This window comes from Pseudomonas sihuiensis, from assembly GCF_900106015.1.
Taxonomy (GTDB): Bacteria; Pseudomonadota; Gammaproteobacteria; order Pseudomonadales; family Pseudomonadaceae; genus Aquipseudomonas; species Aquipseudomonas sihuiensis.
This window is the reverse complement of the sequence record NZ_LT629797.1, coordinates 2,844,931-2,854,129: the sequence shown is the minus strand read 5'-3', so window position 1 is coordinate 2,854,129 and position 9,199 is coordinate 2,844,931. Positions and strand designations below refer to the sequence as shown.

At 63.0% G+C, this 9,199-nt stretch carries 14 protein-coding genes; 8 read left to right on the top strand and 6 right to left on the bottom strand.

Annotated features, from left to right (window positions below):
- Positions 1–23: 23 nt before the first annotated feature.
- Entirely contained in the window at positions 24–323 is a 300-nt protein-coding gene (locus BLT86_RS13445) for a hypothetical protein (RefSeq protein WP_231976542.1), read from the top strand.
- Between the two features lie 95 nt (positions 324–418).
- Here BLT86_RS13445 and BLT86_RS13440 read toward each other — a convergent pair whose 3' ends face one another.
- The 5 genes from BLT86_RS13440 to BLT86_RS13420 are packed head-to-tail and all read right to left on the bottom strand — an operon-like array spanning position 419 to position 2,717.
- Positions 419–1,546: an NAD(P)/FAD-dependent oxidoreductase gene (locus tag BLT86_RS13440; protein WP_092377359.1), complete on the bottom strand. Its 1,128-nt coding sequence runs from the start codon at positions 1,544–1,546 to the stop codon at positions 419–421.
- A 32-nt stretch (positions 1,547–1,578) separates the two neighbouring features.
- Complete coding sequence (locus BLT86_RS13435; RefSeq protein ID WP_092377356.1) at positions 1,579–1,833, bottom strand: cytoplasmic protein; 255 nt, start codon at positions 1,831–1,833, stop codon at positions 1,579–1,581.
- Between the two features lie 54 nt (positions 1,834–1,887).
- On the bottom strand, positions 1,888–2,166 hold the full coding sequence (locus BLT86_RS13430) for a Rho-binding antiterminator (RefSeq protein ID WP_092377353.1): 279 nt from the start codon (positions 2,164–2,166) through the stop codon (positions 1,888–1,890).
- 10 nt (positions 2,167–2,176) lie between these two features.
- Positions 2,177–2,431 (bottom strand): DUF2024 family protein, encoded by a 255-nt coding sequence (locus tag BLT86_RS13425; protein WP_017675261.1) that lies wholly within the window; start codon positions 2,429–2,431, stop codon positions 2,177–2,179.
- Positions 2,432–2,486: 55 nt separating this feature from the next.
- On the bottom strand, positions 2,487–2,717 hold the full coding sequence (locus tag BLT86_RS13420) for a thioredoxin family protein (protein ID WP_017675260.1): 231 nt from the start codon (positions 2,715–2,717) through the stop codon (positions 2,487–2,489).
- 117 nt (positions 2,718–2,834) lie between these two features.
- Between BLT86_RS13420 and BLT86_RS13415 the strand changes: the two genes are divergently transcribed.
- The 3 genes from BLT86_RS13415 to BLT86_RS13405 all read left to right on the top strand — a co-directional run bounded on the left by BLT86_RS13415 (position 2,835) and on the right by BLT86_RS13405 (position 5,165).
- Complete coding sequence (locus BLT86_RS13415; protein ID WP_059392946.1) at positions 2,835–3,401, top strand: MarR family winged helix-turn-helix transcriptional regulator; 567 nt, start codon at positions 2,835–2,837, stop codon at positions 3,399–3,401.
- Complete coding sequence (locus tag BLT86_RS13410) at positions 3,398–4,093, top strand: MOSC domain-containing protein (RefSeq protein WP_092377349.1); 696 nt, start codon at positions 3,398–3,400, stop codon at positions 4,091–4,093. Before BLT86_RS13415 ends, BLT86_RS13410 begins: the two co-directional genes overlap by 4 nt.
- Before the next feature lie 118 nt (positions 4,094–4,211).
- Positions 4,212–5,165, top strand: coding sequence for a helix-turn-helix domain-containing protein (locus BLT86_RS13405; RefSeq protein WP_045734815.1), 954 nt, complete (start codon positions 4,212–4,214; stop codon positions 5,163–5,165).
- Here the strand turns inward: BLT86_RS13405 and BLT86_RS13400 are convergent.
- Positions 5,152–5,535: a helix-turn-helix domain-containing protein gene (locus tag BLT86_RS13400; RefSeq protein WP_021488718.1), complete on the bottom strand. Its 384-nt coding sequence runs from the start codon at positions 5,533–5,535 to the stop codon at positions 5,152–5,154. The genes BLT86_RS13405 and BLT86_RS13400 overlap by 14 nt on opposite strands.
- A gap of 215 nt (positions 5,536–5,750) precedes the next feature.
- Between BLT86_RS13400 and BLT86_RS13395 the strand changes: the two genes are divergently transcribed.
- The 4 genes from BLT86_RS13395 to BLT86_RS13380 all read left to right on the top strand — a co-directional run bounded on the left by BLT86_RS13395 (position 5,751) and on the right by BLT86_RS13380 (position 9,180).
- On the top strand, positions 5,751–6,866 hold the full coding sequence (locus BLT86_RS13395) for an SMP-30/gluconolactonase/LRE family protein (protein WP_092377346.1): 1,116 nt from the start codon (positions 5,751–5,753) through the stop codon (positions 6,864–6,866).
- Positions 6,867–7,011: 145 nt separating this feature from the next.
- Positions 7,012–7,836, top strand: coding sequence for an alpha/beta fold hydrolase (locus BLT86_RS13390; RefSeq protein WP_017675254.1), 825 nt, complete (start codon positions 7,012–7,014; stop codon positions 7,834–7,836).
- Between the two features lie 43 nt (positions 7,837–7,879).
- On the top strand, positions 7,880–8,434 hold the full coding sequence (locus tag BLT86_RS13385; protein ID WP_017675253.1) for a cysteine hydrolase family protein: 555 nt from the start codon (positions 7,880–7,882) through the stop codon (positions 8,432–8,434).
- An 8-nt stretch (positions 8,435–8,442) separates the two neighbouring features.
- Complete coding sequence (locus BLT86_RS13380; RefSeq protein WP_021488715.1) at positions 8,443–9,180, top strand: hypothetical protein; 738 nt, start codon at positions 8,443–8,445, stop codon at positions 9,178–9,180.
- The last annotated feature ends 19 nt before the right edge of the window (positions 9,181–9,199 follow it).

Sequence of the window (9,199 nt, the reverse complement as noted above, 5' to 3'; positions counted from 1 at the left end):
CGGGTCCTCGAAACTGGAGAGCCATGATGCACACACACTGGAAAAACCGACTTGCGCCTGTCGCACTGGGCCTGGCGTTGATAACTCTGGTCGGCTGCGATGCGGCCGAACAGTCAGCGCAGAAACTCGCGGAGGAGGCGAAGAAGGAAGCGCAGGCGCTGATCGAGGGGTCGGTCGGCGAAGTGGTCGATGAGGTCAACCGCCAGGTGGACTCTCTGCAGGAGTCCACCAATCGCGCCTTGGGCAAGGATGATAAGGAGCAGGACACCGAGGCACAGCAGGAAGATCCCGAGAAACCACTCGAGCAGGGCGTGGAAACCTGATTCCAGGGCAGGATCGGGTAATGGAATTGAGTGTGTGAGAGCGGCAGTTGGCCTCAAAGAACGAGGCCACTGGCGGCTGAAAACCTTCCAACTGCTCAGCCCAGCAGGCGCCCTGGGCTGAGTATCGCCTCGTTAAGGCCGGCTTTTACCAAGTGTTCCGGCAGCGGCTGCCGGCGGATCAGCGCCGCACAGGCCTGGCCCATGGCCGCGCTGGTCTGGATGCCGTAGCCGCCCTGCGCTGCTACCCAGAAGAAGTCATCCGCGTGAGTGTCGAAGCCGCCGACCAGATCGCCGTCGGCGACGAAGCTGCGCAGGCCGGCCCAGGTATGCGCCGGGCGGCGAATCTGCAAGGTGGTGTGTGCCTCGATCTGATGGATGCCCAGTGCGATATCCAGCTCTTCCGGTTGCACGTCATGCGGCGCCACCGGGTCGGCATTGGCTGGTGAGCCCAGCAGCAGGCCGGCATCGGGTTTGAAGTAGAAGGACTCATCCAGGCTCACCAGCGCCGGCCAGGCCTGGCAGTCGACGCCCGGCGCACCATCAAAGGTGAAGGCCGCACGACGCTTGGGTTGCAGGCCGATGCCGGGCAGCCCGGCCAGCTCCGCGATTTCGTCGCACCAGGCACCGGCCGCATTGATCAGCACGGCCGCGCTGTAGCTGTGCCCGGCGCAATCCACCCGCCAGCCGCCAGCGTGGCGCATGATCGATACCACGTCGCGGTTGCAGTGAATCTCCCCACCTTGCTGGCGGATGCCACGCAGGTAACCCTGGTGCAGCGCTGCGGTATCGATATCGGCGGCGCTGGGGTCCAGCAGTGCGCCATGCACGAGCTCACGGCGCAGCACCGGAATCAGCGCGCAGGCCTCGTCAGCGTCGAGCAGACGAGCCTCGGTGACATGCTTGCGGGCTTGCGCATACTGGCGCTGCAACTCGGCGGCGTCACCGCTGAAATCCACCACCAGCTCGCCACGCGGCGTGAGCAAGGGATGCTCGGCGAAACCGGCTGGCGGGGCATCGTAGAAGGCGCGGCTGGCGGCCGTCAGCGCGCGGACCTGCGGCGTGCCGTAGGCCACGGTGTAGAGCGCGGCCGAGCGGCCGGTGGCGTGATAACCGGGCTGCGCCTCGCGCTCGAGCAGCAGCGTCTTGCCGTGGCTGGCGAGGAAGTAGCCGGTGGACGCGCCGGCAATGCCGGCGCCGATGATCAGGTAATCGCAATGCTGCATGCCGCGTCTATCCAGTGTGCAAGGTGATTTCGTCAGGGGGCACTGTCCAGGTACTGCTTGAGAGGTGCAGGGGCGAACAGTGGCTCCCGGCTGATCATGCGCACGCCGTCAGGGCCAGTTTCCAGTAGACGCCGTTCGCTGTGCGCCACGAGCAGGTCGAGACTGTACCCTGACGCGCTCAGGCTGGCAGCGATTTTCCGGATGGCCTGCAGTGCCGCAGGCAGATCGGACTCGAAATGGCCAAGCAATTGATCGTCATAACGGATGGTGAGGCGGAAGATGGGCATGGGTGATTCATCCTCGGATGCAATGCGACCTGGTTTCAGGCAGATGAGAGGCGTTCAGACGGCGCAGTAACTGTCGGCCAGCACGATCCGCCCGAAGCTGGCGCCGGTGTTGAGCGGGGTGATGGCCAGCAAGCGATCCAGGCGTAGCTCCTGCTGGCCGGTGTCGCCTTGCACCACCAGAAATTCTTCCTTGCTGGCTGTCGTGCGCGTGGTCAGCGCCCTGGCCTCGACGCTCGGACCTTCGAGTCGTTCGATCAGCAAGCGATAGCCATGCATGCAGGCAATTTCCAGGTAGTCGTGCAGGTCGCAATTCAAGGGGCGATACGCGTTCATGGGGTGTCTCCTAGCAGCCTTGCAGAGGAATGATGAAATAGCCTTTGCTGCTGATGGCCGCAGCGACTTCGGGGTGTGCGGGCTCGCTGTGGCAGAACTGGCAGCGGCTTTGTTCGATATCGTCGCCTTGCAGGCCGCGTTCGGCCATCCAGTCCTGGGCGAACTGGTTGGCTCGCCCCTGGTCGTTACCCTCGATCAGTACATCGAAGTGCAGGTAACGGCCGTCGCGCGTGCGTACGTGGGTATCGAAAACATTCACTTTCATGCGGTTTCTCCTCGCTGGGGGGCGAGACGCCGCAGGGCGTCTCGCACGCTCTGGATTACTTCAGGTCGTCGATGGAAGCGCCGAAGTTCAGGTGCAGCACCTGGCCGTCGACTACCAGTGCGGGGACCGACTTGACCCCGGCCTGTTCGGCTTCCGCCACTCGGGTGGCCTGTTCGCCGAGGTGAACGATCTCCACCTTCACCTCCGGAGCCAGCAGGTTCAACAGGGTCTGTTCGGCCGATACGCAGACGGGGCAGCCGGCGTGATAGAAGCGTGCTTGAGTCATGGTCAATCTCCTGCTCGTCAATTTGGTATCGAATCGATACTGAATCACAGGCTACGCTCAAACCGATCTTTGTCAATATGGTGTTTAGTCGATACTATGTTTCGACAGGAGTGATACATGACCGACACGACTCTCTTCGATCTGCTCGAAAGACTTTCCAGCCTGACCCGTATCTGGTTTCGCCAGCACCCGCTGCTGGCCGAGTTGCAGCCCATCCAACTCAGTGCGCTGATGTACCTGGCGCGCTGCAACCACTATTCGAATACACCGCTGGGGGTGACCGACTACCTCGGCCTGACCAAGGGCACGGTGTCGCAGTCGCTCAAGGCGCTGGAAGGCAAGGGGCTGATCATCAAGACGCAGGACGCACGCGATAAGCGCAGCGTGCACCTGGCGCTCACCGACCCGGCCTGGGCGTTGCTGCAGACGCTGCTGCCGCCGGATTTCCTCGCTGCCGGCGAAGCGCGCCTGGGGGCTCAGGCAGGGCAGTTGAAAAATCTGCTGACCGATCTTCTGCGGGAAATTCAGCGCGACACCGATGTGCCGGGCTTCGGTCTCTGTGGCAGCTGCCGCTTTCACCAGCAGGTCGATGGTCAGCCGTTCTGCGGTCTGACCCAGGAGCCGCTGCAGCCAAGCGATGCCCAATTGATCTGCCGCGAACATCAGCCCCCGGAGGCCGCATGAACAGCCTGCAACTCGATGCATTGCTGACGGGGCGTGCCCAGCCTTTCACCCGGCCTGGCTCGCGCAGCGGCATTGCCAAGGTGCCACGCCAGGAAGCCCTGGCGGTGACCACGCTGGGGCTGGCCGGAGACGAGCAGGGCGACCTGCGGGTGCATGGCGGCGTGGAAAAGGCCATTCATCACTATCCGCGCGAACACTACGCCGCCTGGCTGGCCGAGTTGGGCGAGCATCCACTGCTGATGCAACCCGGTGCTTTCGGCGAAAACTTCAGCACCACGGGTTGGACCGAGGATGACGTCTGTCTGGGCGACCTGATACATGCGGGGTCCGCCCTGCTGCAGGTTTCCCAGGGGCGCATGCCGTGCTGGAAACTGAGTGATCGCTTCGGCGTGGCCAACCTGGCGCTGAGGGTGCAGCAGTCCGGCCGTACCGGCTGGTATTACCGGGTTCTGCAGGAAGGCGTGGTTGGCGTGGGAGACCGGTTGCAGGTGGTGGAGCGCATTCATGCCGATTGGCCGCTCAGCCGTCTTTCGGCGGTGTTGTTCGACAAGCGCGTGGAGCCCGAGCTGTTGCGTGAATGCCTGGCCCTGCCGCTGGTGCCGTCCTGGCGCAGAACCCTGGAGCGACGCCTGGAAAAAGCCGAGGTCGAGGACTGGACGCCTCGGCTGCAAGGCACAGACGTCATTGGGTAGCGAGCGAAATGCGCAGATGACTGGAACGGCAAACGGATGCGAATGCTTCTACACTGGTTTCTCTTGTTGATTCCAGGTGGTTCTATACCAAGCGCCTAGCGTTTGTTGTGGGGGCAAGATGAGCAGGTTGATCTGCGCCGACTTCGATGAGTTCGAGGAGGCCTTGTACGGGGTAGAGGGCCGTTATCTGCTGCGTTCACGGCAGCAGCGCGACTGGCGTTTACATGTCGTCGAGCTCGATGGCGTGGCGCTGATGTTCGGTCGCGAGGGGGCGGGCACGGTCTACAGTGGCGTCGGTCTGCCGGGCTTCTTCAATATCTTCCTGCCGCTGAGCCGGCACGAATGCACGGTACTGGGCGGCAAGCGCCTCGACCGTCGATTGATCGGCTGGATGGTGCCTGAAGCCATGTTCCACATCGATGCCAGCCAGCCTGCGAGCTGGATGACGGTGGCCATGTCGTGCGAGCTGGTACTGCGTTGGGCGCAGCAGCATGAAGACGAGTTCGATCTGTCGATTCTTTCCCGCAACCTGGTCTGTGTGGCTCAACAGGATCTGGCGCCGCTGATATGGCTGGCGCTGCGTCTGTTACGCATCGACCACTGTGCGCCGCAGGACCTGCATGTGCCGGCGGCCGAGCGTGCAGCGCAGGCAGAGTTGATGGCGCTGGTGTTTCACAGCCTGTTGCCGGTGACACTGGCTCCGCGAAATCACGCCGGGCATCAGCAGATTCTCCGCCGTGCCCTGGAACTGCTGGAGGCGACACCGGATGCGCCGCTGCATATGTCCGATCTGTGTCAGGCGTGTAGCACCTCGGAGCGCACATTACGCAATCTGTTCACCCGCTACCTGGGCATGAGCCCGCACCGCTATCTCATGCAGCATCGTCTTCATGCGATCCGCCGGGCCATTCTGCATGCGCAGGCCAATGAGACCATCACCGAGATCTGTGCCCGTTTCGGGGTCTGGGATTTCGGTCGCTTCGCAGGTTTGTACCGGCTCTATTTCGGTGAGTTGCCGTCGCAATCACTGCGCAGTCGCCGCGTGCTTGCCGAGCCGCTCAACTCGCGTTGAGCGGTCGCTGCAAGGTGGTACTGGGATACTCGCCGAAAACTCTGTAGTACTCCGCGGCCATACGTCCGCAGTCGGTATAACCGAAACGCTGTGCAATCGCCGCGACGCTGCTCTGTTGCCCATCGGCTATGGCCAGTGCGGCGCGCAGCAGGTGCAGGCGTCGCAGGCGCAGATAACGTGCCGGCGCCATGCCCAGCGTATGCACGAAGGCGCTGCGCAAGGTCCGCTCACTGACGCCCACCATTCGACATAGCTCGGTCAGACGAGGCGTGCGCCCGCCGGCCAGCGGTAGCAGCTCCAGCACCTGCTGCAGCAATTGCTCATGGGAGGCCTGGCGAGCGCGCTGGCGAGGCGTCATTCGCGGTTGCATGGCGGTGTCCTGGCCGAAGGGGAGCACTCAGGCTGCGCGCGTGCAACGGTGCTCGCTACGTAAAACAGGCAAATCGCCGGGTAGTGAGATTTGCCGATTTTACGTAGTGAGCGACCACGCACTACGGCGAGCATCGACTCAACGCTCGCCAGTCGCCGTTCGAGCTGACGAGCCTTCAGAAGCGTTCGATGTGGATCGACGCGAGGGGAGGCTATATGAGTCCGTCGACGTGCAGCTGGGGCATCTGTCTGGTGCTGGCCGGTGCGTTTGCTGCCAGCCAGGCGCAGCCGCTCGGGCCCCAGGTGCTCGAGGTCGAGCCATTCGTCGAGTTGCCGTCAGGGGTGCGCTACCCCGAAGGCCTGGCAAGCAACCCACGCAACGGCGACATCTACGTCGGCACGTTCGATATGCGCCAGCCCGCCTCCGAGCGTAACAATCAACTGCTTCGTTACGCAGCCGATGGCCGCCTGCTGGCGCAGCGATCATTCGCCGGCATGCCGCTGACCGGGCTGGGCTATGCCGACGGCCAGCTCTACATCCTCAATTTCGGTGCCGGCAAGCTGCAACGCATCCTGGCCGACTTCACGGCGGACACCCCGGTGGAAGATGTGCTCGATTTCCCCCGGCTCGTTCCGCCAGCCCCGGCGGCTCGCATGGTGGACAACCCGGACGGCAGCCAGGACCGGATCGAGTTCGCTGCCAGTGGCATGCCTGCTCCCAACGGCCTGGTATTCGCCGGCAATGGTGATCTCTATGTGTCCGACTCCTTCCAGGGCGCGCTGTATCGAATCGCTGACGCCACGCACTGCAAACCCTGCTCGCTTGAGGTGCTGTCGCGTGATCCGCTCCTCGCGACGGCGGGCTTCCTGCCCTTTGGCGCCAATGGACTAGCCCTCGATGATGGCGAGCGCCATCTCTATATCAACAACGCTGGTGACGGTCGTCTGCTGCGCATGCCGCTGCCTGGCGGTGAGTTGCAGGTGGTGGCTGAAAGCCTGCCTGGAGCCGATGGTCTGCTGTTTCACGACGGTCTGCTGTGGCTGCTGGCCAACCAGGTCGACCAGCTTTTGGGGCTCGATGAACAGGGGCTGATCCGTATACGTGCCGGTGGTTTCCAGGGCCTCAGCGCCAGCGGAGCCCCGTTGGGCTTGCTGTTCCCTGCCAGCAGCGTGGTGCAGGGCGACTGGATGGTGATCAGCAATCTGGCGCTGCCATTGACCCCCGCCGAAGGCGACGAGTGGGAAGAGCAGGTGCGTACCTGGAATCTGGTGCGGCTGCGTCTGCCGCGATCTTCGGCCAAGGGAGGGGCAACTCATGCCGCAAACCCCTGAACAACCTTTGAATAACGGACGTCGCCAATTGCTGCTCGGCTCTGCCGCGCTGGCAACGGTGATGTTGTTACCCCTGGGTGGTTGCGTGCGGGGCGCTGGCCCCGGCACTGCCCATCCGCAAACCGAGAATGGAGGGCGTAGAACCATGGGCACCATTACCACACGCGACGGTACACAGATCTACTACAAGGACTGGGGCAGCGGCCCGGTCGTGGTGCTCAGCCATGGCTGGCCACTGAACTCCGATAGCTGGGAGGCGCAGATGATGTTCCTGGCCAGCAACGGCTATCGGGTGATCGCTCATGACCGGCGTGGTCATGGACGCTCCAGCCAGCCCTGGAATGGCAATGAAATGAACACCTACGCCGATGATCTGGCTGCACTGCTCGATCACCTGGATGTGCGTGGCGCTTCGCTGTTCGGTTTTTCCACTGGTGGCGGTGAGGTGGCGCGCTACATCGGCCGGCATGGCACCGCCCGGGTGGCCAAGGCAGGGCTGATCGCCGCTGTTCCGCCGTTGATGGTGCAGACCGAGGCCAATCCGGGCGGTCTGCCACTCTCGGTATTCGATGGCATACGCGCGGCATCGCTCGCCGATCGTTCGCAGCTGTACCGCGACGTCGCCAGTGGCCCGTTCTTTGGCTACAACCGCCCCGGTGCCAAACCCTCGCAGGGAGTGATCGACGCGTTCTGGATGCAGGGCATGATGGCGGGTCACAAGAATGCCTATGACTGCATCAAGGCTTTCTCCGAAACCGACTTCAGCGACGACCTGAAGAAGTTCGATGTGCCGACGCTGATCCTGCATGGCGATGACGACCAGATCGTGCCCGTGGACGCCGCTGCCAGAGCTTCGGCCAAGTTGGTGCCACACGCCAAGCTGGTCATCTACCCCGGAGCGCCTCACGGCATCACCGATACCCACAAGGAACAACTGGGCGCGGACATGCTGGCCTTCCTGCGTAGCTGATCGACCAGCAACGGCCATTCAATGTCATTTCGAGGACTGACCCATGAGTAGCAAGACAGCCCTGATCGTCGTGGATATCCAGAACGATTACTTCCCAGGCGGCCTATGGACGCTGAGCAAGGTCGAGGCCGCCGCCGCGAAGGCGGCACAGGTGATCGCCGTTTTTCGTGAACGCGGCGATCTGGTGGTGCACATCCGGCATGAGTTCACCAGCGCCGATGCGCCGTTCTTTCGACCCGGCAGCGAGGGGGCGCATATCCATCCCAGCGTCATTAATCAGGGTGACGAGCCGGTCGTGCTCAAGCATTACATCAACTCCTTTCGCGAAACCGAACTCAAGGCGGTACTCGATCGGCACGCCATCGACGCCGTGGTGATCGTCGGCAACATGAGTCATATGTGCGTTGATGGCATCACCCGAGCCGCGGTGGATTTCGGCTACGACACCACGGTGCTGCATGACGCCTGTGCCACGCTCGATCTGCAATTCAACGGTGTACAGGTGCCGGCCGAGCACGTGCATGCGGCATTCATGGCGGCGCTCAGCTTCGGCTACGCGCCCGTGATTTCCACTGCTGAATATCTTGCCAAAGGCTAGGGACGCTTATGAACACGCTGACGCTAAGTGCGTGGCTGGCCATGCTGGCAAACCCGGCCTGGGCCCACGGCCCGGAAGGTATCCACAGCGAAAAGGGCGGGCAGGTCGAGGCGGCTTTCGATCTGGTGCATACCCGGGTGTTCAAGGAGGGTAGCGATCTGGTCTTCGAGCAACTGGTCGATGGCCAGGCTGGTAGTCGTCTGCCCACCGCCAAAGGCAGCTTTGCCGGTGCAGAGGTCTACAGCTACGTCTGGCCGACGAGTCTGGACAGCGGCTCGGTGGGATTCGAGCAGGAGTCGGGCATTCTTGCCCTGGCGCTGACCTCGCACCCTGATTTCGACGACACCCCGCAGCTCGACGAGAACGGTGACGGCGACAAGGGCAATGACGGTGGCTTGTGGCACTCGCACTGGGTGGTGCTGACCAAGGAGCCCAGCTGTGGGCCCAGCGGCCTGAAGGTGCGGGACATTCCAGAGGGCGCCACACCCAAGTTGCCCGCCACCTGGCCAGGCGTGCCGCTGTACATCGATTCGCCAGGCTATGACCTGAGTGTGAAGAACGACGCGGCGCAGATTCGTGTTCCACTCGCAGCCGTTGGTTTCCCCGCCAGTTTCAACTACGACGGGGTGACCGCCGCGCTGCAGGTCAATGCCGATCTGCATGACCCGTTGTTGTGTGTCTCCAGCGTTTGGGATGTCGCCTCGGGCGACCTGTCCCTGCCTGCGACCTGGAAGACCTCGGACTAAATCATCGCGCGCAATTGTC

Coding starts and splice junctions, on each gene's coding strand:
- BLT86_RS13445 (WP_231976542.1), top strand. CDS start 24: ATGATGCACACACACTGGAAAAACCGACTTGCGCCTGTCGCACTGGGC.
- BLT86_RS13440 (WP_092377359.1), bottom strand. CDS start 1,546: ATGCAGCATTGCGATTACCTGATCATCGGCGCCGGCATTGCCGGCGCG.
- BLT86_RS13435 (WP_092377356.1), bottom strand. CDS start 1,833: ATGCCCATCTTCCGCCTCACCATCCGTTATGACGATCAATTGCTTGGC.
- BLT86_RS13430 (WP_092377353.1), bottom strand. CDS start 2,166: ATGAACGCGTATCGCCCCTTGAATTGCGACCTGCACGACTACCTGGAA.
- BLT86_RS13425 (WP_017675261.1), bottom strand. CDS start 2,431: ATGAAAGTGAATGTTTTCGATACCCACGTACGCACGCGCGACGGCCGT.
- BLT86_RS13420 (WP_017675260.1), bottom strand. CDS start 2,717: ATGACTCAAGCACGCTTCTATCACGCCGGCTGCCCCGTCTGCGTATCG.
- BLT86_RS13415 (WP_059392946.1), top strand. CDS start 2,835: ATGACCGACACGACTCTCTTCGATCTGCTCGAAAGACTTTCCAGCCTG.
- BLT86_RS13410 (WP_092377349.1), top strand. CDS start 3,398: ATGAACAGCCTGCAACTCGATGCATTGCTGACGGGGCGTGCCCAGCCT.
- BLT86_RS13405 (WP_045734815.1), top strand. CDS start 4,212: ATGAGCAGGTTGATCTGCGCCGACTTCGATGAGTTCGAGGAGGCCTTG.
- BLT86_RS13400 (WP_021488718.1), bottom strand. CDS start 5,535: ATGCAACCGCGAATGACGCCTCGCCAGCGCGCTCGCCAGGCCTCCCAT.
- BLT86_RS13395 (WP_092377346.1), top strand. CDS start 5,751: ATGAGTCCGTCGACGTGCAGCTGGGGCATCTGTCTGGTGCTGGCCGGT.
- BLT86_RS13390 (WP_017675254.1), top strand. CDS start 7,012: ATGGGCACCATTACCACACGCGACGGTACACAGATCTACTACAAGGAC.
- BLT86_RS13385 (WP_017675253.1), top strand. CDS start 7,880: ATGAGTAGCAAGACAGCCCTGATCGTCGTGGATATCCAGAACGATTAC.
- BLT86_RS13380 (WP_021488715.1), top strand. CDS start 8,443: ATGAACACGCTGACGCTAAGTGCGTGGCTGGCCATGCTGGCAAACCCG.